General features: G+C 67.4%; 28 protein-coding genes and 2 pseudogenes. 20 read left to right on the top strand and 10 right to left on the bottom strand.

The features are described 5' to 3' along the window. Positions 1-105: 105 nt before the first annotated feature. Positions 106-1,503, bottom strand: a complete 1,398-nt coding sequence (locus IF29_RS44995; protein ID WP_157623793.1) for an AAC(3) family N-acetyltransferase — start codon at positions 1,501-1,503, stop codon at positions 106-108. 126 nt (positions 1,504-1,629) lie between these two features. Here IF29_RS44995 and IF29_RS0117135 point away from each other — a divergent pair, with 126 nt between their 5' ends. Both IF29_RS0117135 and IF29_RS0117130 read left to right on the top strand, forming a co-directional pair. Then, complete coding sequence (locus tag IF29_RS0117135) at positions 1,630-1,881, top strand: hypothetical protein (RefSeq protein WP_030255353.1); 252 nt, start codon at positions 1,630-1,632, stop codon at positions 1,879-1,881. Between the two features lie 89 nt (positions 1,882-1,970). Further along, complete coding sequence (locus tag IF29_RS0117130) at positions 1,971-2,762, top strand: hypothetical protein (protein ID WP_030255350.1); 792 nt, start codon at positions 1,971-1,973, stop codon at positions 2,760-2,762. A 174-nt stretch (positions 2,763-2,936) separates the two neighbouring features. Here the strand turns inward: IF29_RS0117130 and IF29_RS47665 are convergent, their stop codons facing one another. From IF29_RS47665 to IF29_RS0117110, 4 genes and pseudogenes are all read right to left on the bottom strand, one after another. Beyond that, positions 2,937-3,734 (bottom strand): transposase, encoded by a 798-nt coding sequence (locus IF29_RS47665; RefSeq protein WP_157623791.1) that lies wholly within the window; start codon positions 3,732-3,734, stop codon positions 2,937-2,939. 19 nt (positions 3,735-3,753) lie between these two features. Further along, positions 3,754-4,077 (bottom strand): annotated as a pseudogene (locus tag IF29_RS0117120) (transposase); the annotation flags it as partial. 105 nt (positions 4,078-4,182) lie between these two features. Beyond that, a complete protein-coding gene (locus tag IF29_RS0117115; RefSeq protein WP_030255341.1) occupies positions 4,183-4,620 on the bottom strand; it encodes a hypothetical protein in 438 nt (145 codons plus the stop codon). A gap of 249 nt (positions 4,621-4,869) precedes the next feature. Further along, entirely contained in the window at positions 4,870-5,349 is a 480-nt protein-coding gene (locus tag IF29_RS0117110; RefSeq protein WP_030255339.1) for a macro domain-containing protein, read from the bottom strand. Between the two features lie 113 nt (positions 5,350-5,462). On the opposite strand from IF29_RS0117110, the gene IF29_RS0117105 reads away from it, so the two are divergent. The 5 genes from IF29_RS0117105 to IF29_RS0117090 all read left to right on the top strand — a co-directional run bounded on the left by IF29_RS0117105 (position 5,463) and on the right by IF29_RS0117090 (position 9,330). Beyond that, positions 5,463-5,822, top strand: coding sequence for a hypothetical protein (locus tag IF29_RS0117105; protein ID WP_030255336.1), 360 nt, complete (start codon positions 5,463-5,465; stop codon positions 5,820-5,822). A gap of 2 nt (positions 5,823-5,824) precedes the next feature. Further along, positions 5,825-6,250 (top strand): ATP-grasp domain-containing protein, encoded by a 426-nt coding sequence (locus IF29_RS46065; RefSeq protein ID WP_157623790.1) that lies wholly within the window; start codon positions 5,825-5,827, stop codon positions 6,248-6,250. Between the two features lie 58 nt (positions 6,251-6,308). After that, positions 6,309-6,761, top strand: a complete 453-nt coding sequence (locus IF29_RS0117100; protein WP_030255333.1) for a hypothetical protein — start codon at positions 6,309-6,311, stop codon at positions 6,759-6,761. A gap of 774 nt (positions 6,762-7,535) precedes the next feature. Beyond that, complete coding sequence (locus tag IF29_RS0117095; protein ID WP_051725420.1) at positions 7,536-8,804, top strand: serine hydrolase domain-containing protein; 1,269 nt, start codon at positions 7,536-7,538, stop codon at positions 8,802-8,804. A 262-nt stretch (positions 8,805-9,066) separates the two neighbouring features. Continuing rightward, the gene (locus IF29_RS0117090) at positions 9,067-9,330 is read left to right on the top strand and encodes a hypothetical protein (RefSeq protein WP_030255328.1); all 264 of its coding nucleotides are present in this window, start codon (positions 9,067-9,069) and stop codon (positions 9,328-9,330) included. Positions 9,331-9,609: 279 nt separating this feature from the next. Here IF29_RS0117090 and IF29_RS0117085 read toward each other — a convergent pair whose 3' ends face one another. Together IF29_RS0117085 and IF29_RS0117080 are read right to left on the bottom strand one after the other, a co-directional pair. After that, positions 9,610-10,239, bottom strand: a complete 630-nt coding sequence (locus tag IF29_RS0117085; RefSeq protein ID WP_232242185.1) for a response regulator — start codon at positions 10,237-10,239, stop codon at positions 9,610-9,612. A gap of 32 nt (positions 10,240-10,271) precedes the next feature. Further along, positions 10,272-11,414 carry a sensor histidine kinase gene (locus IF29_RS0117080; protein ID WP_063757520.1) on the bottom strand — a complete coding sequence of 381 codons (1,143 nt, stop codon included), beginning with the start codon at positions 11,412-11,414 and terminating at the stop codon, positions 10,272-10,274. A gap of 190 nt (positions 11,415-11,604) precedes the next feature. Between IF29_RS0117080 and IF29_RS0117075 the strand changes: the two genes are divergently transcribed. The 5 genes and pseudogenes from IF29_RS0117075 to IF29_RS44980 all read left to right on the top strand — a co-directional run. Next, complete coding sequence (locus IF29_RS0117075) at positions 11,605-12,303, top strand: hypothetical protein (RefSeq protein WP_157623789.1); 699 nt, start codon at positions 11,605-11,607, stop codon at positions 12,301-12,303. After that, positions 12,300-13,112 (top strand): hypothetical protein, encoded by an 813-nt coding sequence (locus IF29_RS0117070; protein ID WP_030255317.1) that lies wholly within the window; start codon positions 12,300-12,302, stop codon positions 13,110-13,112. Before IF29_RS0117075 ends, IF29_RS0117070 begins: the two co-directional genes overlap by 4 nt. Then, entirely contained in the window at positions 13,109-14,020 is a 912-nt protein-coding gene (locus IF29_RS0117065) for an ABC transporter ATP-binding protein (RefSeq protein ID WP_030255315.1), read from the top strand. The genes IF29_RS0117070 and IF29_RS0117065 overlap by 4 nt, the downstream gene beginning before the upstream one ends. A 35-nt stretch (positions 14,021-14,055) precedes the next feature. Beyond that, positions 14,056-14,217: a hypothetical protein gene (locus IF29_RS46060; RefSeq protein ID WP_157623788.1), complete on the top strand. Its 162-nt coding sequence runs from the start codon at positions 14,056-14,058 to the stop codon at positions 14,215-14,217. A 768-nt stretch (positions 14,218-14,985) separates the two neighbouring features. Beyond that, positions 14,986-15,198: pseudogene (locus IF29_RS44980) on the top strand (SDR family NAD(P)-dependent oxidoreductase); the annotation flags it as partial. A 77-nt stretch (positions 15,199-15,275) separates the two neighbouring features. Here IF29_RS44980 and IF29_RS0117050 read toward each other — a convergent pair. Beyond that, complete coding sequence (locus tag IF29_RS0117050) at positions 15,276-15,611, bottom strand: winged helix-turn-helix transcriptional regulator (RefSeq protein WP_198037475.1); 336 nt, start codon at positions 15,609-15,611, stop codon at positions 15,276-15,278. Positions 15,612-15,655: 44 nt separating this feature from the next. On the opposite strand from IF29_RS0117050, the gene IF29_RS48515 reads away from it, so the two are divergent. After that, on the top strand, positions 15,656-16,027 hold the full coding sequence (locus IF29_RS48515; RefSeq protein ID WP_332262546.1) for an MFS transporter: 372 nt from the start codon (positions 15,656-15,658) through the stop codon (positions 16,025-16,027). Positions 16,028-16,059: 32 nt separating this feature from the next. Next, positions 16,060-17,094, top strand: a complete 1,035-nt coding sequence (locus IF29_RS42080; protein ID WP_157623786.1) for an MFS transporter — start codon at positions 16,060-16,062, stop codon at positions 17,092-17,094. Between the two features lie 258 nt (positions 17,095-17,352). On the opposite strand, the gene IF29_RS0117040 is transcribed toward IF29_RS42080, so the two are convergent. Further along, on the bottom strand, positions 17,353-17,694 hold the full coding sequence (locus IF29_RS0117040) for a hypothetical protein (protein WP_157623785.1): 342 nt from the start codon (positions 17,692-17,694) through the stop codon (positions 17,353-17,355). 32 nt (positions 17,695-17,726) lie between these two features. Between IF29_RS0117040 and IF29_RS44970 the strand changes: the two genes are divergently transcribed. The 6 genes from IF29_RS44970 (at position 17,727) to IF29_RS0117010 (ending at position 20,794) form a co-directional block, all read left to right on the top strand. Continuing rightward, positions 17,727-18,218 carry a DUF4231 domain-containing protein gene (locus IF29_RS44970; protein ID WP_332262545.1) on the top strand — a complete coding sequence of 164 codons (492 nt, stop codon included), beginning with the start codon at positions 17,727-17,729 and terminating at the stop codon, positions 18,216-18,218. Positions 18,219-18,635: 417 nt separating this feature from the next. After that, positions 18,636-18,896, top strand: a complete 261-nt coding sequence (locus tag IF29_RS0117030; protein WP_030255307.1) for a hypothetical protein — start codon at positions 18,636-18,638, stop codon at positions 18,894-18,896. Further along, entirely contained in the window at positions 18,868-19,392 is a 525-nt protein-coding gene (locus tag IF29_RS0117025) for a DUF6879 family protein (protein WP_030255305.1), read from the top strand. Before IF29_RS0117030 ends, IF29_RS0117025 begins: the two co-directional genes overlap by 29 nt. A gap of 27 nt (positions 19,393-19,419) precedes the next feature. Next, complete coding sequence (locus IF29_RS0117020; protein ID WP_030255304.1) at positions 19,420-20,268, top strand: helix-turn-helix domain-containing protein; 849 nt, start codon at positions 19,420-19,422, stop codon at positions 20,266-20,268. A 62-nt stretch (positions 20,269-20,330) separates the two neighbouring features. Beyond that, positions 20,331-20,555, top strand: coding sequence for a hypothetical protein (locus IF29_RS0117015; protein ID WP_030255302.1), 225 nt, complete (start codon positions 20,331-20,333; stop codon positions 20,553-20,555). Continuing rightward, complete coding sequence (locus tag IF29_RS0117010) at positions 20,552-20,794, top strand: hypothetical protein (RefSeq protein ID WP_030255300.1); 243 nt, start codon at positions 20,552-20,554, stop codon at positions 20,792-20,794. The genes IF29_RS0117015 and IF29_RS0117010 overlap by 4 nt, the downstream gene beginning before the upstream one ends. A gap of 129 nt (positions 20,795-20,923) precedes the next feature. Here IF29_RS0117010 and IF29_RS0117005 read toward each other — a convergent pair whose 3' ends face one another. Further along, positions 20,924-21,856 carry a LacI family DNA-binding transcriptional regulator gene (locus tag IF29_RS0117005; protein WP_030255298.1) on the bottom strand — a complete coding sequence of 311 codons (933 nt, stop codon included), beginning with the start codon at positions 21,854-21,856 and terminating at the stop codon, positions 20,924-20,926. Positions 21,857-21,915 lie beyond the last annotated feature (59 nt).

The raw sequence follows: 21,915 nt of genomic DNA, 5'->3' as shown, positions 1-21,915 counted from the left end.
TAGCGTGCATCTGAACGGCGGCACACGTCGGAGGAATCTAGGACAGGCCATCCAACACGCGGTACACCACCCGGTCTACGTGCGCGCGTCGCTAGTGATCCCAATTCAGGAAATGGCCGCGGCAAGGCGCCCGTAAGCCGTGTCAACTCCATCGCGGACCGACAGAAGGTGCGCCGTATATGGTCCGAGCATCCCTCTACTGGATTCAAGAAGCGAGCCAATGGCCTGCTCAAGGGATTGGACTACTTCAGGCGTGTGGATACTGGCATGGTCTACGGTTTCGAAGCTGACCCACATTCTTTGGCCCTGACTGTCGCGAACTTTGCATACCTCGTTTTTTGTGGGCGGGCGGTCCAACATATAATCGGCCGTGTAGTAGATAGGACAGTCCCACTGCGGCGCTCCAAGGATCAGCACCTGTGCATCCATTAGGTAGAGATTGCCAAATGGAGAATCGAACCCGTAAGTAGACTCAAATGCGTGAGACCTCGTAATCTCCGCTGCATGCGGGCCAACTGCCGCTACGGATGCCAGCGGATGGCCACTGCGAAGCGCACCTGGGGTGCATCTGATCTCCTCAGAGAGCCACGTCAAGAGTTGCGAGGACGGGCTCGCCACCCGATCGAACGCTGGCACGAATTCGTGGAATTCTTCCAGCTGTACGCGAGTCATACTACGAGTGAGCGTCTCGTAGACTGGACCGTGAGCCGAGTTCTCTGGTGTGGCAGTGGAAATGACGACAGTCCCCTTTGGGCCAAGCACGCGGCGAAGAGCCCAAGTCATCACCTGAGCCGTAGTACGGTCTATATGGACCAAACCCATATGAACATAGAGAATTATGCCCGGGCGAATTCCGAGGCTCAGGAAGTCACGCACGAGCTCCTGCTCCAGGTCATTCGCATTTACTTGCCCCGACTGAGATTTCCAAGGCCACTCCTGACGAGGGGCTCCAAGCACGGATGCCAAAAGTGTCCGCCATGCCGCTTCGCCCGCTTCGGCGCGATCGAGTGCATTTTGCAGTTGCCGAGCAAGCTGATCCGCAGACTCCTTCTCAACTGCCAGAAGCCCCCGGGCGACAGTAATATCCATCTCCAATTGGTTTACACGATCAGCTAGAAATCTGTTCTCCTCTGCAACCTCCAACAACGACTTGAAGCCCTCAAACCTACTCGGGTCCGCTTCTCGGACAGCCGCTAAGAAGAGTTCGTTCGATTTCTCGATGGGCGGCATGGCCGCGCCGTAGCGGGGGGTGCACACCTCATGCAGCAGCCGGACGAAGTCCAAGTCGGCGAGCTTGCCGTTCAAACGCCGGGACAGTTCGCCCTGGTCAATCTTGAGAGCACTCGCTGCTACCTCCCGCTTGCCGAAGGAGGAGTCGACAATGAGGCGTACATGTTCCAGCCAAGCCAGTTTGGCCGGGGGGTAGCCGGACTGGTTGAGCGGTTTGCGGGGTCGGCCAGGTGGACGACCGCGATCGGGCAGCGGGCTCTCCAGCTCACCCACTCGCACCCCCGACTAGTTCTTGCTGACCTGTTCAACAACGTTATTGCAGCTGGCTCAAGAATTCAGTCTCTCAGAGGATGCACACGTCGCCCTGTCTACGGGCCCGTCGATCCAAGGAGAACCATCGTGAGCCGTCCGACCCTGCTCGACCTGATCGCGCTCGTGGTGATCCTGGCTACCACCTTCCTGCTCGTGTGCGTTGGGCACGTGTCCGCAGAATCAGTCGCGGTCCTCGCCACCCCGCTGGCTGGCCTTTACGCCGCATGGAAGGGGCGGGAGCTGGACGCGAGGGACGCGAGGGACGCGAGGGACGCGAGGGACGCGAAGGACGCGAAGGACGCGAAGGACTCCTCGCATCAGCGCGAGGTCACCAGGTAAGCCGGTGCCGATGGTGTTCCCGGCATTGGAGTCTCGCGGCCAATGGGACGATGGGCCTTTCGGCAGACCTAGGCTCGAAGGAGTGACTTATGGGCTCGGAGGAGACCCCAACCGAAGCTACGACTGGCTCTGAGATCCACATCTCTGACGAGATGACAGTGACCTTGGTTCGATGGAATTCGATCAGCAACGCCAGGTCCGCAGTCCTGATGGCGCGCCGCTGCGAAGAGCGAGAGCAAGCACGAGCCGGTCTGACGGATGGCACTTCCGAGGCAGAGACAGCAGCAGACGAACACTGGGCCTTCGCCAGTTCCTCCGTCGTGGCATCGGTCATGTTCCTGGAAGCGAACATCAACGAGGTGTTCCTGTCCGCGATCAGGGCAACGGAGCAAGAAGGCCGCCCAAACTTCTACGGAGCCGGCTTCCCCTACGTCGGCGGACTCCTGGCCAGCGAGGACCGACGCAGGCTGGCCGCCCTATGGGATCTACTCAAGGGCGCCACCGGGCTGCTTGAGAAGTACCAGTTCACCCTGAACCTCCTCGGAAAAGAGCCGATGAACACCGGGCACGCGCCCTATCAACCGGTCAAGCGCCTGGTGGAGGCACGAAACAAGCTCATCCACTTCAAGGAGGGCGCCCACGAGGTCGGTAGGGACTTGAGGAGCTTCGAGAAGGGGCTGCATGAATCCCTTGGCGGCACGAGCTTCCGGCCGCACCCGTTCACCTCGGCCGGCAACTCGTTCTACCCGGACCAGTTCTTCGGCTACGCGGGCTGTCGCTGGGCTTGGAAAGCTGCCGACTCCTTCGCGCAGGAGTTTCACCGCCAACTCGGTGTCGATCCTGCGTACCAGGCGTCCCGGGCAAGCTTGACTCTCCCTTGACTCGCCAACTTGCGGCGATCGGTCCGACTCATTGGGCACTGCTCTGTCAGCGCCTTCGTAGGCCACCCCGCCCGTGATCTCCGTCACTGTCGGCGACGGGTGAATCGTGGTTCCGGATCACTTTTGGTGCAGGGCTGACGGAGGGTCACCGTCGCGGGGTGTCCGGGACGCGGGTCAGCGGGCCAAGAGGATGCGCTTGCGCAGGAGGTCCACGCCCGCGCGGCCGAACATCTGCCGCTTCAGCATCTTGATCCGGTTCACCTGACCCTCTACCGCCCCGGAACTGAACGGCAACGTCAACGTCAACCCCGCCGTCACCGCCGACAGATCAGACCTGACCCCCACCACAAACGACCGCAGCTCCGGCAGGCCGGTGGCATCGGCTTCGGTGAGCCACTGGGGCAGGTGATGGCCGGCGCGGTCGCGCATCATCTCGGCGAAGGAGCGAACCTGGTCGGCGGCGGTGTCGAGCTGGGGGCACCGAGCGAGGATGCCCTTGATCTTGAGGGTCTCCTCGGAGGTCAGGCTGTCGGGATGTCTGGTCATCCATCCGGTCACGTCCCGCACCGAGGGCGGCTTGGACGTGCGGCCGGCGGGATCGAGCCCGGACCTCAGTGGTCGCAGGTACTCGCGGACGATCGTGCACTGGCCCGGGAATCCGGCGGATCTGATCTCCTCGAACAGTGTCCGGGCGTTGGTGCAGCCCTCCTGCCAGCGCTGATGCAGGTAGGGCTTGTAGGGGTCCAGGATGCTGGGGAGGTTGTGCCACTTGCCGGTACCGAGTTCGTCGGGGGTGACGGCGCTGGCGAACTTCCGCACAGTGCCGCGGGCCAGGCCGAGCTCCTGGGCGATCGCGCGCCGGCTGTGCCCGCGGTCGAGCAGGTCGTGGACGGCTCGGTGGCGCTCACTGGTGCGATCCGCATAACGGTGGGCGGACCCCTCTGCCTTGCCCGCCCCGGCGGTGCTCGCCACGCGACCTGGGCGTTCTCGTTCGGCCGGCCGTGCCGGTGTACTGACGCTGGACGCCGACGGTCGCCGTGCCCTTCTTCAGATCCCCCGTCTCGTCGACCACAAGCACCGCGTCCTCGTCGTGCAGGTGCTCGATGACGTAGGTGCGTATGTCGTCACGGACCGCGTCAGCGTCCCATTTCGCGCGGTGGAGCAGGTGCTGCATGCCGTCCGGGGTGGCGTCACCAGCGTGCTCGGCGAGGGTCCAGCAGTTCTTCCGTGGCAAGTCCGACAGGAGCCCGGAGACCAACCGCCCTACTCGGGGACGGGGTTCAACTCGGGCGAACCGGACTGCAATCCGGCTCATCAGAGCCTCGAATGCCTCCTGCCATTAGGCAGGCACTACGCTGGCGGCCGAGGTCGCCGCGTGATCATTGGTTGTCCACACAACATCTAATGATCAACGGCGGCCTCAGCTGCTCGGACGCCACCTGAACCAGAAGCCGGTCCCTTCCACCTGGTGGCCGGCGCCGGTATACCGGAGCTCACCCACGAGCCGACGCGCATCGTCCGGCGCCTGACGGTACTGCGCCAGCAGCGCGTCCAACTCGTCGTAGCGCGCGTCGATCCCGCTCTGACCCAGATAGGCAGCCCCAGCCCCCTGGCGCTCGTTCCAGTCGACGTAGATTGCCCACTGCTCGCGTTCCAACTCCGCCGCGGCCGGGCTCGCGGGCCAGACGCGGTATTCGTCGGCCTCGTCGCCGAGGTACTGGCCGTAGCCGTCGAAGTAGTGGGGCTCTCCGTCGATGTCAACGAGGCCGACGCGCGGTCCGTCGTACCACTCCAGCTCGGCGATCACACGCCCGAAGCCGTCCGTGATCAACTGCGCTTCGTCCCAGGTTTCAGCCACACGCGCAGGCTACCGACGGGCGACCCTCACATCCATGATCGGGATCTACGGCCGGAGTATTAGGCGGCGAAAAGTCCCCGGAGAGTCCCCCGGACAGACGAGAAGGTCCCCGAAAAATCCCCGGTACTGATCTTCATTTACCTCGCTGGCCAGGCCCGATGCAATGGCGTCCCGGGGTGCCTTCCGGCCTCGGGCCGACGCCATTTTCCTGGACGGACGCCTTTCATGAGACCGATGCCTGGTAGTAGGTCAGCCGTGGTCGTACACGGTCACGGCGATGCTGCGTCCCGTCAGCCGTGCGAGGATCAGCGGTTCGGTCCGCTGCCAGCGGCCGCCGGCCAGGCCGCAGCCGATGCGGGGCATGTGGACGGACGCGTCGAGCTCGGCGGCGTGTTCGGCGAGGGTGCCCAGGGCGGTGTCGATGGCCTCGTAGCGCACGGGGACGCCCTTGCTGCCGGTGCGTATTCCGTGTTGGCCGACCATGTTCGCGACCCAGAGTAGCGGGCCGACCTGCACCAGCTGCACAGCTCCAAGGCCGAAGTCGTTGCCCGCCCGCTCGCGGTGCCAGCGTCGGTACGCCGTCTCGGGCTCGGGCCAGCGTCGGGAGACGGCCAGGACGAAGCCCTTGCCCCAGCCGCCCAGGTCGTTGCAGATATGCGCGATCACCTTCGGACCCTTGCCCAGCGGTGTGGTCGCATCGCCCCGCACGTACTCGATCCCCCTTGCCATGCTGCGCACTGTAGCGGTCGGCACTGACAACGGGGCCGCCGATATCCCTTCGTCCTCCGCACGGGACGGTCGTTACGGTGGGCAGTCGATCAGCGGAACGAAGGAGTGCAACGATGACCCAGGCAGAGACGACAACGCTGTGGCGTCCGTCCGGTCCGGAGGAGCTCGCGCTGGTCGAGGCGGCGGGTTGGCGGGCCTGGCCGCCGCGCCTGCCCGAGCAGCCCATCTTCTACCCAGTACTCAACGAGGACTACGCGATCCGCATCGCGCGGGACTGGAACGTGTCCGCCTCCGGGGTCGGCTATGTCACCCGGTTCGAGGTCGACGCCGAGTTCCTCGCGCGCTACCCCGTTCGCCAGGCGGGTGGCGAGACGATCCTGGAACTGTGGGTCCCGGCCGAGGAACTGGAGGAGTTCAACCGACACATCATCGGTTCCATTGAGGTCGTCCACGAATTCCGGCCGCAGGTGTGAACGTGGACGCGGCACCGGTCCTCCTGACGTCGGCGCAGCTGACCAGCACAACGGTGCTGCTCGCCGAAGCCGCCGCGCGGCGTGGCGTGGAGGTCATGACGCTGGACAGTCCGGTGCCCCCTGAGGCGCTCATGGGCCGAATTGTGCACTGGTACGGCGGCCCGCTGCGGGCTCCAGTAACGCCAGGTCCAGGTGGCTGGCGATCCGGTCAGCCAGGATCCGATGACTGGCTCGTCGGCCCGCCCGAGGAATTCACCGGTCGTCGCATCGAGTTGAACACGCTGTCGGAGGCATGGAGCGACCATCGCCCACGGTTTGCGAAGCGCAGCGACAAGCAGTTCCCGGCTGCTGTCTATGCCGACGGCAGTCGCCTTCCTCGTGAGGGGGAGCGGATCGGCCCCTGGCCGAGCCGGAGGCTCCACCGGTAACGCTCGCGTCCGGAAAATGGAGGTGCTGGCTCCTGGCCTGCGCAGGGAGGATCTCTGCATGTCGACAGATATCAGTGGAGTGATCGAGTGCCGGCCGGGGGCTCGCCCGTGGGGCCCTGACGACGAGGACTCCGTATGGGAGGTCGGCATCGATCTCTTCCTCCTCAACAGAGGCAACGCCTACGTCGGGCTGGCCTGCCTTTTCGGAATCCGGAACTCCTTCGGCTTCCACCCCCTCGCACAAGATCGCGGCTTCCCGGAGGACGCCTCGACGGGGCTGCAAGGTGCGTTCGCAGGCTACGGCGGCCCCCACGATGTGCACGGGACTACCTGGCTGACCTGGGCGGAGCTGGAGACTACGGACTGGCAGGAAACCGACGCCTCGGGCGCACGAACCCGCGCCTCGGCTGCGGGGATCGACACCGACTGGGGCCGAGTCTGGAAGGTCATGCGTATCCTCAGCGAAAACCACGGGGCCGAGAACGTGCGCCTCGTCGTCTGGTTCCACTGACCTACGGCCGAGCAACCGGTTGGTCAGGCTGGCCAACTACGCCGCTCAGTCACGAATGGCCGACGTTTGGGACGGGCTCATGACCGACGCGCCACCTCAGCCGCGTAGGCCGTTCTGACGGCTCCGGCTGCCCATCGGTCGGCAGCGGCGGGGCTGATGCCAAGGAATCGTTTGAGGACGCCCGCCGGCATCGTGGTGCAGATGTCGAGCAGGGCAGCACAACGACCGGACCCCGTGATCCGCAATCCGGGCGTGAGTAGCTGCTGCTCTATCGATCTTGGCGGGCGTTGGTTCGAGTGGTGGTCCCCGGTCGGGTGGTTTCGGGTCAGGGCGTGCATGAAGAGACGACCCCGGTCATCGCGCGAGTCCACGAGGAACTGGTGCGCTCGCCCGGGCTGCGGATCCTGGCCGGATCGCCGTGGGTCACGATCAGCCTGGACCCGGACACAGAAGTCAGGCTGCTGATCACCTTGACGAGCCTTTGTCTCCAGGCGCTCAGCAGACGAGGGGAGGAGCGGGCCCCCACGGCCCCCTGCAATGTGCGCCGCCATCCCGGCCCACGGGGTGGGGAAGCGGTGTGAAGCTCTCGGGCTTGCGGTGCCAGTCGCCTTGGGCGTAGGGCGAACTGCAGGTTCGGGGCGGGGGTTGGCCCCATCGCTGGGCGAGGTGCGCGCGACCAGACTGATCACTGTTCGCCAAGAGCCCGACGCGCTGAGCCCGGCATGCTCCGGTCCGGACGTCCGGGCACCGAGCCTGCACTCAGGAGAACACCCCATGAGCAAGCACACCCTGACGTCGCGCCACCTCCTTCGAACGGCGTCGGCACTGGCGCTGGCCGCCGTCCTGGCCACTGCGGCCACGACCGGTGCGGCACCTGCCGCCAGTGCAGCGAGCAGGACCGGCGAGTCCACTGCGGCCCAACTCGCCCGGCTGGCACTGGCGGACGTGAACGCAGGCGCCCCCGGGGTGATCGTGCGCGTCGACGACGGCAGCGGCCAGGTGGTGCGGATCGCCCGGCAATCCCCCTGGTCCAGGGACGACCACACGCTCACCGCCGCCGACCGGTTCCGGATGGGCTCCAACACCAAGACCATGGTCGCCACCGTGGTCCTGCAACTGGTCGCCGAGCACCGTGTCCGGCTGACCGACCCGGTCGCACGGTGGCTGCCCGGCCTGGTCCCGGGCGGGCAGGCGATCACGGTACGGATGCTGCTCGACCACACCAGCGGCCTGTTCAACTACGTCAACGACCCCGACGTCCTGAAGGCGTTCACCGGCCAGGACACGAGGACCTGGACGCCCCGGCAACTGGTGGCCGCCGCGGTTCGGCACGACCCGCTCTTCGCCCCCGGTACCCGCTACTCCTACAGCAACACCAACTACATCCTCCTGGGGATGCTGGTCGAGAAGGCATCAGGGCGCAGCCTGGCCGACCTGGTCCAAGAACGGATCGCCCGACCGCTGCACCTGAAGGACACCTACCTGACCACCGGGTCCTGGCAGCCCGGAAGTTCGCACCTCGCCCACGGCTACGAACCCGACGCCGCGCACCTGGCCCCGCTGCTCCCTCCCGGCACTCCGGCCGGAACCGCGTTCGCCGGCCCCGAGCGGGCCGGCGGCCATGTCGACACCACCTGGATCAACCCCAGCACCGAGTGGGCTGCCGGAGGCATCGTCTCCAGCGCCGACGACTGGGCCCGGTTCGACAGCGCGCTGCTGTCCGGCAGGCTGCTGCCGCCCGCCCAGCTGAAGGAGATGCTCACCACGGTCGCGGAGGAGCCCGGCAACCCGAACCGCTACGGGCTGGGCATCGAGCAGGTCGTCACCCCGTGCGGCACCGTCTGGGGCCACGACGGCCAGGTGCCCGGCTACTCCAGCGTGGACTACACCGACGCCACCGGCCGCCGTACCGCCTCCGTCTACACCTCCACCATCTTCGGTCTGGCCCTCCCCAGGACCGCTGCGGCCAACCAGGCCCTGGTGGACGCCGCGGTCTGCGCCATGCTCGACAAGCCGGCGCCCCCTACCCTCCCGGCCCCCTGACCCACCAGGGGCTCGTGCGTCAGCCAAAGCTGGCGCCACTGTTCGTGGGGCATCTCGTCTCGGAGCCATTTCAGGGTGGCGCGGGGCAGGTCGGCGCTCTGGGGCGGGGGCAGGCTGGTCGGCCAGTCCTTCGGGGTCGACCGGCGCGATAGTTCGATCATGTGTTCGATTATGCATCTATGAGACAGTACGTACCAGTGGGGCTCAGGTCACAGGCCCGGCAGTACCCTCCCCACAGTTCGGATCGACATAGAGTGCCACGGTGAACCACAGCACTCCCCCCACGCTGGCCACGATCGCCATCGGCACGCTCTTGACCCTCGCGGTCGCCACCATCGGCACTTCGATCACATTCGACGTACGACTCGCCCGCGTGCTGTTCTTCGGGGGCCTACCACGGAGCGAGTACTTCGAGCGCCGGCCGAAGGCGAAAGTAGGCACGTGGGCCGTCGGGATCTGGTTCATGATCGCCGGGTGGCTTGGATTCGCCGTACTGGCCTGGTCATGGCTCGCGCAACTGCTGTAGCCCAAACCGGAACGGGCGGGCCTGTCAGCGAGTTCGGGTGGAGGAACTGGAAGCCGCGGTCGCCGAGCTGTCCGCGAAGCTGGCGCTGGCCCCGGCATGGACTTGAGCGTCGGCGGCTCATGCGGGAGACAGTCGCCGAAATGCTCGCGGAGATCACGCCGAAGAAGGCTGCGACGGTGGTCGCGGCCGGGACGTCGCGTGAGGGTGGTCCGTCCGCTTATGCGGGGGCCGAGCGGCAGGTCGTCGGGGCCACGGCCGCGGGTGCTATCAGCCGCGGCGCTATTGGCCTTTGCTGCCCGGCATGAGGTGGGATTCCCAGGCCCAGGCGGTGATCTCGCTGCGGTTGCGGGCTCCGAGCTTGTTCTGGATCGCGGTGAGGTGGCCCTTCACGGTGCTGACGGAGATGAAGAGAGCTGCGGCGATCTCCTGGTTGGTGCTGCCCCGAGCGACAGCGCGGATGACGTCGGTTTCCCGGTCGGTGAGCGGGGTGCTGGGCTGAAGGGTAGAAGGGGTTTTGACGGGGGCGAGGTTGCGGAGCAGGCGCCGGGTGATCGACGGCGAGATCAGGGCATCCCCGACGCTGGCGGCCCGCACAGCGGCGGTGAACAAGGTGGGGTCGCCGTCTTTGAGGACGAATCCGAGGGCTCCGGACTGGAGAGCGCCGTAGACGTATTCGTCGAGTCCGAAGGTGGTGACGATGACGACCCGCAGTGGGTCGGCGATGCCCGGGCCGGCGAGTGCGCGGGTGACGTCGATGCCGTCGAGGCGGGGCATGCGGATGTCGATGAGGCAGACGTCTGGTCGCAGTTGGCGGGCAAGGGCGACAGCCTGGGCACCGTCGCGTGCTTCCGCGACGACAGTGATGTCGGGCTCGTCCTCCAGGATGAGGCGCAGGCTGGTACGGATCATGGCCTGGTCGTCGGCGACCAGGACGCTGATGCTCATCGACGGTCTCCGGTTGGCAGGGGCAGACAGGCCCGTACTGACCAGCCGGTCCCGGGCCGCGGACCGGCGTCGAGCGTACCGCCCAGTACCTCAATGCGTTCGCGCATGCCGACCAGGCCGTAGCCGCTGCGCGGGGACAGGCGGCTCGGCGGGTGTGACGGAGCGTCGTCTGCGACCTCGACTGTGATGTCCGTATGGTCCTGGTCGATTGTGACGGTGACAGTGCGGGCGCCGCGGGCGTGTCGGACGATGTTGGTCAGGGATTCCTGGACGACCCGGTACACGGTGGTGGTGACCACGGGCGGCCAGCTCGTCGCCCTGGTGGCCAGCCGGAGGTCGACGGCCGGTCCGTTCTCTTCAAAGCGGTGGACTAGGTCGATGAGTTGCTCTGGTCCGGCGGTGACGGCGGCGCCGTCCTCCGCGTCGCGGAGCAGGGCGACCACCCTTCGCATCGCGTCCATGGCGTCGGTGCCCGAGCGTTCGATGTCCGCCAGGGCGGTACTGAGGTGGTCGGGCTGCTTGCGGAGCATGATCTGGGCGGCATGGGTGTGCATCACGATGCCGGAGATGTGGTGGGCGACGACATCGTGCAACTCCCGGGCCAGAGCCAGGCGCTCATCGCGCCGCACCGCCTCGATGATGGCTAGGCGGTGATGCTCCAGGTAGCGCAGGACGAGTCCCGTTCCGAGGCCGGCCAGCCAGCTCTGAACGCCCACATGGAACGAGCCGACGGCAGTTGTGGTGATCGCGAGCCGGCCGAGTGTCGTGACCGCGAGTCCGGCGGCGGCGACCACCACGGCTCGCCGGGGCGGCAGCACCCGCACCGCGGAGCCGGCGAGAACGGCCAGCGCCAAGGACGCGGCAACGCCGGGCTGACCGGTCAGGTACCCCCTGCTGGAGGCGATGACGGCGGCAGCCGCGGCAGCAAGGCCGACGGCCGCTGCGCCCAGCCGGTCGCGCCCTCGGAGCAGCGCCGCGACGCACACCACCGCACTGACGCCGCAGTCGAGCACCCAGTCCCGGCGCCCGGCGTCGGCACGGTTGTAGGCCGTCCCTGCCAACAGCGCCGCGAAGGCGAGTCCGAGCAGGACGTTGGTTCGCCTGGCGGCCAGTGTGCCCAACACGGCCAGCCGTTCCATCACACTCACGGCGCTCACACTACGGAACCGGTCACAGCCGGAGTACCGGCCAAAGGGACCGCTCCGATCCACCCGATCAGTACTTTTGGCCGGTACGAGCGACGCCCGGCATGAGCAGGCTTGACGGCATGCACCCATTCCTCGACACACGTTGCGGCGACGCGGGGCCCGCACGAGCCAGCAGGTGGACGTGAACCGGTCCATCTGGGCCCGCCTCCGATTGGAACTTCGGGTCATCGGCCTTGCCCCGCCGTTGACAGCGCTGGCGGCAACGCTGGGTGGCGCGGTCCTGGTGATCGCCATGCACGCCACCGGGGCCGACGCGGAACACCTCGATCTCGCCGCCGGCGCGGTGTTGGCGGGCTTCGCGCCGCTTGGCACCGCCGTCGCTGCCTCCTCGATTGTGGGGCGTGACGCCGGCGCCGAGCTGGTCATGACCAGCACGGTCTACCGCCGCGTGCTGCTTCTGCGGGTCGGCCTGGTGGTGGTCCCAGCGGCGTTGGTCACGATGGTGGACGCCATCGTGTTCCGCGCTTTGAACGCCTGGCCCGAGGGGCAGGGCACGGACGGCTACGTCCTGGTGTGGGCCCCGCCGATGCTCTGGCTGGTCGCACTGGCGATGCTCATCGCGACAGGCCTGCGCAGCCCGGCCGCCGCAAGCGGCCTGATCGGGGGCATCTGGCTGGCCCAGGACCTGATGCGGACCGCCATCTTGGGCAACACGGTGCTGCGGGCGCAGTACATGTTCATGGGCGTCGGCGCCAAGGTCTCGGCGCACGACTGGACCGTCAACCGGATCGCCCTGCCCGCCGTCGCCATCGCCGCCGTGATCGCGGTCGGCCTGCTGCTGGGACGTCCCGAACGATTCGTGGGGAGCGATGCCGCATGACCACTGTCCTTGAGCGAACCGCCCTGCCGACGGCAGCTGGCGGCGGATGGGCGAAGACCGTCGCGGCCGCCCGCTACGAGTACCTGATGCAGGTGCGCCGCCCGGCGGTCTGGGTGGTCGTGCTCGCGCTGATCGGGCTGCGCTGCGCAGCGCCTTTCCCGCCCGGTTTCACCACGACCACGGACGACGGCAAGCTGGTCGCGGACTGGGCGTTCAACTTCATCATGCTGGGCCCGATCGGCGTGGGCGCCGTCCTCGCCGATCGCGTCTGGCGGGAGTCCCGGCTCGGGCTGAGCGACCTGCTGGACTCGACGCCCACCGGCATCGGCCCGCGCCTGTGGGGCAAGGTCATCGGCGCCGGCGCGGCGACCATCACGCCGGTCGTCGTCGCCTGGGTGGGCCTGCTCGGCTACCTGACCGCCCAGCGCGGGGCCGGGGTGATCCCGGTTGGCCTGGCGGCATTCGCCGCCATCATCCTGCCCGGGCTGGTCTTCGTCGCGGCCTGCTCGGTCACCATCCCGTACCTGACCGGGCCCGGGCTGTACCGGCTGGGTCTGTTCGGCTACTGGATCTGGGGAAACATGGTTCCCCCGCGCACAGGAATCCCCACCCCCGCCGGCACGCCGTTCGAGGCCATCGGCGAGTACCCGTCCGGTGCCTGGTTCCACGGCGTCATGCTCGACGCCGAACACCGGAAAATCACCCCGACCACCGGTGAGGCCGTCCTCAGCATCGCCTTCCCGCTGCTCCTGGGGCTCGCCGCCCTGGTGATTACTCAACTCGTGCTCACTAGGAGGAGCCCGTCATGACCGCGCCCAATGTGGCCATCACCGATCTGACCGTCACCTTCCGGCGCGGCGAGGTCCGAGCCCTCGACGGCATCAGCCTGCGCTTGCCCACGGGCATGGTCGGTCTGCTCGGCCCCAACGGAGCCGGCAAGACCACCTTCATGCGCGTCCTGACCGGGGTGCTGCTGCCGTGCTCGGGCACCGTCGCGGTGGACGGCACCGACCTGACCTCGCGCAGCCAACGCCGGGAGGTCAAGGCCACCACCGGCTACCTTCCTCAGGAGCTCGGCTTGTACCCGGATCTGACCGGTAGCCAGTTTCTTGACTACATGGCGCTACTCAAGGGCATCACCGACCGGCGCGCCCGCCGCGCGCGTGTCAATGAGGTCCTCGAACTGGTCTCGCTCAGCGATGTCGCCAACCGGAAGGTGAAGGGTTACTCGGGCGGCATGAAGCGCCGCGTGGGCATCGCCCAGGCCATCCTGAACGACCCTCGTCTGCTGATCGTCGACGAGCCCACCGTGGGACTGGACCCCGAGGAGCGGCTGCGGTTCCGCAGCCTGCTCGCCAGGCTGGCCGGCGACCGGACGGTGCTGCTCTCCACCCACATCGTCGACGACATTGTGCAGACCTGCCCGAACGTCGTGGTGATCGACCGCGGGCGCCTCGCCTTTCAGGGCTCCATCGGCGATCTCGCGTCCCGCGCCTCGGGCCTGGTGTGGCACCTGACCCAGCCGGCCACCGCCGTGCCGCCCGACCTGCCCACTGTCAACGTCATCCCTGGCATCTCCGGCACCACGTATCGGGTCATCAGTTCCGACGCCCCGGCCCCGGACGCGGAGAGCATGAGCGCCACCGTCGAGGACGGCTACATCGCCCTGATGCACGCCACCGCGCCGAACCCGGCGCAGCACCTGCGCGCCGTCTGACCCCCAGCCCCGCCAACACCCCCAAGGACCAGCAGATGACCAACCAGACGCTCGACTTCGTCCTGGCCGCCTCCACCACCACCGGTTTCCACCCCGGCGTCACCTTTTTCGCGCTGTGGGCCGTCATCATCGGCGCGGTCATCGGCGTTCCCATCTACGTCATCCGCCAGAGGCGCGAGCGCCGCGACCGTCGCTGAACACCCGAAGGAGCGCGAGAGAATCACGATGACGGGGGAGAGTGCGCACCTGGAGATGCCCCGGCCCGCCGCCCCGTGGGGGGATGGTGGCCCTCCTAGTGCCGCATCAAGCAACCTTCGCCCTGTTCATTCGCGAGGGTGTGGACTGGTAGCGTCACTGTCTTCGGTGAGCGTGGCTCGCGGGAGTAGATGCCTGGAGTTGCCGTGCCCATCTCGGATGATCAGTCCATGGGGCTCGCGATCGCTCGTGTTGCTGAGGTCTTCGCCGGCATGACAGCCCATCCGGATGAGGTCGGCTGCGGTCGCTGCTATGGCGCGGATGAAGTTGCGTTGTTGCAGACCGCGGATGCCGCTCTGCCAGCGGACTTGGTCCTGATGGTCGCGGAGGAGGTCCCCGACCACTGGAGCGACCAGCCGGCGGTGATCCGGCGGGTACTGCCGCAGCTCACGGTGCTGCTTGCGCAGGGCACCACGTCGCCGGATCTGGTTGCCCGGAGACTGGCTGACGCTGGCTGGTCCCAGTGGCCTGACCAGCAGGTCCGGGCTGTGCTCGGTTTCCTGGAGGCGTGGTGGGTGTGGACCCTGCGGCAGGATTCTCCGCCGACCCCGGCTCGCGAGGTCTTCGAGAGCTGCGTCACTGCGACGTCGTCCGTCACGCCGTGGCTGGCCTGCTGGGATGCCGAACGGGGACCGGCGGCCGACCGACACCTGGTCGGGTGCGCCGACTGGTGGTGGGACGACCTGCAGATCGACGCCTCGCCCTTCACCCAGGGCCTGGGCGGGGACATCGTCTACATCGCGTCCAAGAACGCGGTCTTCGCCGGCCCCAACAACATCGCCTACTCCGCCACCAAGGCCGACCAGGCTCATCAGGTCCGGCTGCTGGCCGCCGAACCGGGCGAGCACGGCATCCGGGTCAACGGGGTCAACCCCGACGGGGTGGTCCGCGGCTCGGGGATCTTCGCCGCCGGCTGGGGCGCAGGACCGTGCTGGCCCGCAGTGAGGGCGCGGACCGGCGGGAGTGGGCGATCGTGCGGGAGGCTGCGGTCTTGGCCCGCTCACTGGGCCGCATAGCTCTCGCCCCACCGGCGTAGTGCGCGCAATACGGGGGTGATCGCCTGCCCGGAGTCGGTGAGGACGTATTCGTCGCGCGGCGGGCGTTCGCTGTAGCGGCGCCGGACGATGACGCCGGCTTCCTCAAGCTCGCGGAGCCGGGTGGTCAGCGTTTCGCGGGGGGCGCCGGTGTTGGCGCGGATGTCGTTGAACCGATGCACGCCGAATCCCAGTTCGCGCAGGATCAGCAGCGACCAGCGGTCGCCAACGACGTCCAGTGCGTCGGCGATCGGGCACACCCGAGGGCCGGCCCCAGATGACAGTTCGTTTTTCGGACTCACCGTGTTAGCGTAACGCACCCGAGTAGGTCTAAAAAGCGAACCAAGTGAGGAATGCTGTGACCGACACGAGAACACAGCGACATGTCCATCCGAGCATCCTGCTGGTAATCCTCTGCACCGCCGCGTTCATGAGCACCCTGGATGTGTTCATCGTCAACGTCGGACTGCGCTCGATCGGAACCGACGTCCACGACACATCCCTGGCAGACCTGAGCTGGGTGCTCAACGCCTACGCCATCGTGTTCTCCGCCCTGCTGGTCCCCGCCGGGCGGCTGGGCGACCGATACGGGAACAAACAGGCCTTCCTAGCCGGGCTCGCCCTGTTCACACTCGGCAGCCTGGGCTGCGCACTGTCGAGTGACCTGTGGCTGATCGTGGGCCTGCGGTGCCTGCAAGCAGTCGGGCGGCCGCGCTGATCCCCACCAGTCTCGGGTTGGTCCTCACCGCCATGCCCAGCGAACGGCGCGCCCATTCGGTGCGGATCTGGGCCGTCACCGGCTCGCTGGGCGCGGCCGCCGGCCCGGCTATCGGCGGCCTGCTGGTCCAGGTGTCCTGGCGCTGGATCTTCCTACTGAATGTCCCGATCGGTGCGGCCGCGTTTGTCGCCGCAGCCCTCCTGGTTCCCGGGCTGCGCCATGGCACCGAGACCCGGGTGCCGGATCTGCTCGGCGGGGTACTGCTGATGGCCGCCGTTGCCGCGCTGGCGCTGGCGCTGGTCCAGGGACCGGCCTGGGCCTGGACCTCGCAGCGCACGTTGGAGGTGTTTGCGATCGCGGTGGTGGCCATGCTCGCCTTCGTGGCCCGCTCGTCCCGCGCCGCCTCGCCAGTGGTCGACCTGGCCTTGTTCCGCGATCCCGTCTTCGCGTGGGCCAACATCGCTATGGTCCTGCTGTCCATCTCCTTCGGCATCCAGCTCCTCGGGCTCGTCTTCTGGCTTCAGGAAGGCTGGGGCTGGTCCGCTGTGCGCACCGGCCTGGGCGTTGCGCCGGGACCGGTGATGGTGTCGCTCACCGGCCTCGGCTTGCGGCGGTGGATCGCGAAGCTTCCTGTCAACCTTGCCGCTGCGCTCGGCGCCCTGCTGATGGGAGCGGGAGGAGTGCTCATCGGCGTCAGCCTCACCGCCCATCGCCACTACGTGTCCGAGATCCTGCCCGGTTGGTTGGTCATCGGGACCGGAGTCGGGTTGGCGATGCCCACCATCATCGGCGCTGCCAGCAGCGGACTGTCCGCGCATCAGACATCCACCGGTAGCGCCGTGGTCCAGATGGGCCGCCAGGTCGGCTCGGTGCTCGGCGTCGCCCTGCTGGTCATCGTCATCGGCTCCAGCACCATCACCGTCGACAAGCTGCACCAATTCGTCCATGCCTGGTGGTGGGCCGGACTCTTCGCGCTTTTGGGTCTGGTGAGTGTGCTGCCGATGCGGCCGCGGCGCCCCGAGCCGGTCCTCACGCCCAGCCCCCAGGTGGCCGAACCAGCGAACTGAGGCCCCTGGCACCCCGCGGGACCCGAACGGATTGGTGCCGCCAGGGCTCCACGCGCCGGTTGGGAGTGTTCCGAAATCGCTCTCTCCGCCGCCCGCACTATCCCTGCAGTGCGCAAGACATCGGCGCTCGCATGGAGGATGTCGAGCTGGAAGCCGATCTGCTCCGGTCCCCGGGGTGGCCGAACTGCATCGGGAGGCGGGCGCGCAGATCCGTCCATTCGCCGAGCACCCGGCTGGCTGTGGGTGGGATACACATGTTCACGATGCTGATGAAGGCGCGCTCGATGGGTCCGTTGACAATGGCTCCGTGGACGAGGAAAGGCTGAGCTCCTCGAGCTGTGCGGGGAGGTGCAAGACGAGCAGGTTGCCGCCAGTCACCGGTACGGCTTCGATGTCCGGGAAGTCTGGCGGCGGGTACAGGTGCTTCTCGATCGCGTCCTGGTACTGGCGCAGCGTCCGGCCGTCCACCGGCACCGGGCAGATGCTGCTGATGACCTCCCCGCCGGGCACCTGCTTGCCGCAACAAATGGCCATCATTCTCATCAAGGTCGAGCAGTCGGCGGCCTGCCTCACTGATGATGGACTGCTGAGCGTGAACATCGTTGCTTAGCTGCGACTTTCAAGGGGGAGCTGTGCGGCGCGGTCATACTGCTAGCGAGCACTGGGTGCTGACTGCCCGTCATAACGACGGACCGGTTCCACCGGCTGTCCTCGAAAAGTGGCGGGGGTACAAGCGGATGTCCGCACGCTCCCGGACTCGCTTCAAACTGGCGGAGAGTGTCGCAATAGTCGGCGCCGCAGCAGTTCCCGTCGCCGCCGCAGCCAATCTGCACTCCTGGATCATCGCTGCCTTGGGCAGCATAGTGCTGGTCGCCACAGGCATGCGCACGATTTGGGATGTCCATGCGAGCTGGATCGAGCAAGCACGAGTGCTCTACAGCATGGAGCGGGAGATCTCCCTCTTCGCGGTGAACGCAGCACCATACGACGGCGTTGGTGCCGTACAACTGCTCGTCACGACCGTCGAGAATTTGACCGGCGAGGAACTAAGCCGCTGGGCAACTCGACGCGCAGGCCTTGAAGCGCAGTTGAGTCAACGGACCCGTCCTCCTGCGGAATCGTAGCCCCGCGCGTCAGGGGAAGCTGGTATCGATCCAAGCCTCCAATCCCGAGGCCCGAGAGCGGAACCCGCACCGCCCAGTCGGCAGCAACGACGCCCCCAACGCCGTCAGCGTCTCGGTGGTCTCCGACGAGAGTCCAGACGGGCAAGACTCCGCTGGCGCAACTCAGTACGCCTGGTACACGCCGCAGGACCAGAACAATGGCGCGGGGACCGTCGTGATCAACCCCGACCTCACCTCCGGCACGCTGGACATCTGGCTTACAGACGGCGAGCCGGACTAGCTGGTCTTCCACCTGACCGACCGATGGTCTTGCGCATAGCCATCCGCAGGCTCCTGCCTCCTTGCCCCCTTGACGCTGAGGGTCCGTCAGCGAGAAGGTCGCAACGATGCGCAACGCGCCCAACAGGGGAGGCAACCATGGCGCTTCAGTACATCGGCATCGACCCCGACACCAAAACCGGAGACTCGCCTACCGTCTGGTTCGACGACGACACCCGCGAGTTCGTCCTCCAGGGCTGGAAAGCCGACACTGACCTACGCCAGCGAATCACCGAAACACCAGCACCAGGCCATACCCCCGGCATCCCCGACCACGAAGACGTGGTCCGCATGCCCGCCAGGATGATCAACGTACTCAGGGAGGCATGCGATGCAGCAGAACGTGCCCAACTTGGGTGACCTGCTGCGAGGTACACAACGATCCGCTGTGCACCTGGAGATGCGTGACAGCTACGGAGTCTCCCAGGAAGTCGAAGAGTTCGAGCACTGGAAACGAACCGGGGAACTGGACCTCGACCCGGAATCCGACAGCTGGAAACCCTGGTCGGACCTGGCCCGCGAAGCCGTTGCCCGCGGCGTGGCCATGCGCCGCGCCCGGATCGTCTCCGAGCCCGTCACCGACTACATGAGGTGGGAGCACGCATCTACGGCGGTGAACCTCAGCCTCGGCGAGAACGTCCGCTGGCTCCCCAGAAAGCTGGCCTCCGACATCGCACTACCCGGCAACGACTACTGGCTGTTCGACGACACCCTCGTCCGCTTCGGGCACTTCACCGGCGACGGTGAACTCGTCGGCCACGAGATCCGCACCGAACCAGCCGTGGTCAAGCTCTGCGCCGACGCCTTCGACACCGTCTGGCAGCGCGCCACCCCCCATCAGAAGTACAGCCTCTGATCCCCACGAACACCGGACAGCCAGCCCATGCCCGCTTCACCGTCGTCAAGCGCCCAAGCCGCCCGGAAGGCACTCGCCGACCGCCTCCAGGGGCTGCGCAGGGACGCCGGCCTGACCGGGCGGGAATTGTCTGCCCGGTGCGGCTGGCACCCCGCCAAAACCTCGCGGCTCCAGGAAGCCAAAGCCGCCCCCTCGGACGCCGACATCCGAGCCTGGTGCACTGCCTGCGGAGCCGACGACCAGATCCCCGAACTCATCGCCGCCTCGCGAGCAGTCGGGACGGCGTACGCCGAATGGAAGCGCCTCCAACGCCTCGGCTTGAAGCGGCTCCAAGAGTCCTACACCGAGGCGTACACCCGGGCACGGCTCCTACGCTTCTACAGCTCCGACGCCGTACCGGGAATGTTCCAAAGCCGTGGCTACGCGGCTGCGATCCTGGCGCGGTTCGCTGCGGCAGCGACTTCCCCCCGCGACCTGGAACAAGCCGTCGCCCAGCGGATGCACCGAGCTGAACTCATGCACGAGGGAGAGCGGCGGATCGTGTGCGTGATCGAGGAATCAGTCCTGCGCTACCGCATCGCCGACGCTTCCGTGATGGCCGGTCAGCTCGGGCACCTCCTGTCCGTCATGCCGCTGCCCCGCGTCAGCCTGGGCATCATCCCCTTCACAGCTGAACGCACTCTGTGGCCGGTGGAAACCTTCGCGGTCGTTGACGACCACATCGCCGAAATCGAGCTGGTGACAGCACGCGTGAGGATCACCGCGGCCAGCGAGCTGAGCGAGTACCTCCAGACTTTCAGCGAACTACAGGCCCACGCCGTATACGGCTCCCAGGCCCGCGCGTTGATCACCAACGCCATAGCCGCACTCGGGTGAAAACACGCAACTACCCGCAATCTCGTTGAGGTCGGAAACCAGCCGTCCCTAACGTCCGTTCCATGGCGAACACAGCCGAAGCACCCACGCTCGCCCTACCGGTCGACGACCAGGTCCTCGTCCGGCTCCACGCCCTGGCGTGCTTCGACTGCGGCACCACCGTCGGTCCGCTGGTCGCGGCTGGCCACGTCTACACCGGCGACGGGGACGGCGCCCGGTACGGATGGCCTGTCGTCGCCTGCCCCCGGCACGTCGCCGACCAGCCACCGCGGGCGGACCGGCCATGACCGCCCCGCCGGAACCCGTCGCCCTGGACACGGTCGCCGTCAGGGTGCTGCCGCATCCGTGGGACCTGCACATCGACCAGTGCCGCGGCCTGCGCTGCGTCTGGTGCAAGACCACCCTCAGCGGAGACCGCGTCCCGGTCGGCACGACCGAGAGCGTGCACCAGCACGGCAGCTACCGGCGTGTGGTGACGTTCCGCCTGTTCTCGTGCCCGGACTGCCCCGAGGAGCCCAAGCCGTGAGCGATCCGCACCCCGACGACTCGGCGTTCCTCAACACCATCGTGTTCACCTCGACATACCTGCGCCGGAACTGCGACCGGTGCAAGAAGGAACGCGGGCCCGGCGGAGGCTTCCGCCTTGCCCTCGGGATCAGGCTGATCCGCGGGCGATCACGCGGGCGGGGGTGCTGGGAAGGCCGGTGTCGTCCAGGCCCAGAGCGGCGCGGGCGGAGCGTCGTCCGTGGGCTTCGGCGTCGATGTGGACGGTGGTGAGGGCCGGGGTGGTGAGGCTGCCGTACTCGGTGTCGTCGAAGCCCATCACGGCGATCTGCCCCGGGACGTCGATGCCGAGGTCGTGCAGGGAGGCGAGGGCGCGCAGGGCCACGCGGTCATCGAAGGCGGCGATGGCGGTGACCTGTGGGTGGGCCTGGAGAAAGGCCTGGACTGCGGTCTGCTGTCCGGTGCGGGGGAGGGGTACGACGAAGGGCTGGATGGGGGGTAGGTCCAGTCCCCGCGCGGCTTCGGCTGCGAACTGCTCGCGTACGGCGATGAGTGGGGAGTCGGTGTCGGGGAGGGCGAGCGCGATGTGGCGGTGGCCGGCCTGGGCGAGGTAGCGGATCTGCAGGGCGGCGTGGGCGGCCAGGCCGTCGTTCCACCCGCCGCCCTGGTCCTCCAGGGCGTGTCCGCTGAGGTAGGCCTCGCCGAAGCGCAGGACGGCGCGGGGCACGATGGTGTCCAGGATCTGCTGGGTGGCCTGGGGGGCCGCGTGGCCGTGGCGCACCAGCAGGACGTGGTCGTGGGCGGCGAGTTCGTCGTCGAGGCCGCGGATGTAGCTCTGGCAGTAGTTGCCTTCGAGCTCTCGGTCCAGGTTGAGCACGACGATCCGTGAGGTGCCCTCGCGCAGGGCACGGGCCAGGCCGTGGGGCACGTATCCGAGCTCATGGGCGGCCCGTCGGACCCGGTCGCGGGTACTGGCGGGGAAGCTCTGCCTGGGGTCGTCGTTGAGGACGAAGCTGGCGGTCGCGCGTGAGACGCCGCTGGCTGCGGCGACGTCCTTGAGCGTGACCCGCTTGCGACCGTCCATGAGTCACTCCCCGCAGCGATTGCCGCGCCGGGCGGCGCGAGCAGGCCTTGTGGATTCTA

This window comes from Streptacidiphilus jeojiense, assembly GCF_000719095.1.
In the GTDB taxonomy this organism is placed as follows: domain Bacteria; phylum Actinomycetota; class Actinomycetes; order Streptomycetales; family Streptomycetaceae; genus Streptacidiphilus; species Streptacidiphilus jeojiensis.
Note: the sequence above shows the minus strand (reverse complement) of the source record. Positions and strands in the feature narration are given on the sequence as shown.

What these genes read in the sequence shown, in the direction of transcription:
- IF29_RS0117030 (WP_030255307.1), top strand. Translation starts at nt 18,636, where the DNA reads ATGGCGCTTCAGTACATCGGCATCGACCCCGACACCAAAACCGGAGAC.
- IF29_RS0117025 (WP_030255305.1), top strand. Translation starts at nt 18,868, where the DNA reads ATGCAGCAGAACGTGCCCAACTTGGGTGACCTGCTGCGAGGTACACAA.
- IF29_RS0117070 (WP_030255317.1), top strand. Translation starts at nt 12,300, where the DNA reads ATGACCACTGTCCTTGAGCGAACCGCCCTGCCGACGGCAGCTGGCGGC.
- IF29_RS0117100 (WP_030255333.1), top strand. Translation starts at nt 6,309, where the DNA reads ATGTCGACAGATATCAGTGGAGTGATCGAGTGCCGGCCGGGGGCTCGC.
- IF29_RS0117015 (WP_030255302.1), top strand. Translation starts at nt 20,331, where the DNA reads ATGGCGAACACAGCCGAAGCACCCACGCTCGCCCTACCGGTCGACGAC.
- IF29_RS0117080 (WP_063757520.1), bottom strand. Translation starts at nt 11,414, where the DNA reads ATGGAACGGCTGGCCGTGTTGGGCACACTGGCCGCCAGGCGAACCAAC.
- IF29_RS0117010 (WP_030255300.1), top strand. Translation starts at nt 20,552, where the DNA reads ATGACCGCCCCGCCGGAACCCGTCGCCCTGGACACGGTCGCCGTCAGG.
- IF29_RS0117040 (WP_157623785.1), bottom strand. Translation starts at nt 17,694, where the DNA reads ATGTTCACGCTCAGCAGTCCATCATCAGTGAGGCAGGCCGCCGACTGC.
- IF29_RS0117065 (WP_030255315.1), top strand. Translation starts at nt 13,109, where the DNA reads ATGACCGCGCCCAATGTGGCCATCACCGATCTGACCGTCACCTTCCGG.
- IF29_RS0117005 (WP_030255298.1), bottom strand. Translation starts at nt 21,856, where the DNA reads ATGGACGGTCGCAAGCGGGTCACGCTCAAGGACGTCGCCGCAGCCAGC.
- IF29_RS0117085 (WP_232242185.1), bottom strand. Translation starts at nt 10,239, where the DNA reads ATGATCCGTACCAGCCTGCGCCTCATCCTGGAGGACGAGCCCGACATC.
- IF29_RS0117020 (WP_030255304.1), top strand. Translation starts at nt 19,420, where the DNA reads ATGCCCGCTTCACCGTCGTCAAGCGCCCAAGCCGCCCGGAAGGCACTC.
- IF29_RS0117095 (WP_051725420.1), top strand. Translation starts at nt 7,536, where the DNA reads ATGAGCAAGCACACCCTGACGTCGCGCCACCTCCTTCGAACGGCGTCG.
- IF29_RS46060 (WP_157623788.1), top strand. Translation starts at nt 14,056, where the DNA reads ATGACCAACCAGACGCTCGACTTCGTCCTGGCCGCCTCCACCACCACC.
- IF29_RS0117130 (WP_030255350.1), top strand. Translation starts at nt 1,971, where the DNA reads ATGGGCTCGGAGGAGACCCCAACCGAAGCTACGACTGGCTCTGAGATC.
- IF29_RS42080 (WP_157623786.1), top strand. Translation starts at nt 16,060, where the DNA reads ATGCCCAGCGAACGGCGCGCCCATTCGGTGCGGATCTGGGCCGTCACC.
- IF29_RS0117110 (WP_030255339.1), bottom strand. Translation starts at nt 5,349, where the DNA reads ATGGCAAGGGGGATCGAGTACGTGCGGGGCGATGCGACCACACCGCTG.
- IF29_RS0117105 (WP_030255336.1), top strand. Translation starts at nt 5,463, where the DNA reads ATGACCCAGGCAGAGACGACAACGCTGTGGCGTCCGTCCGGTCCGGAG.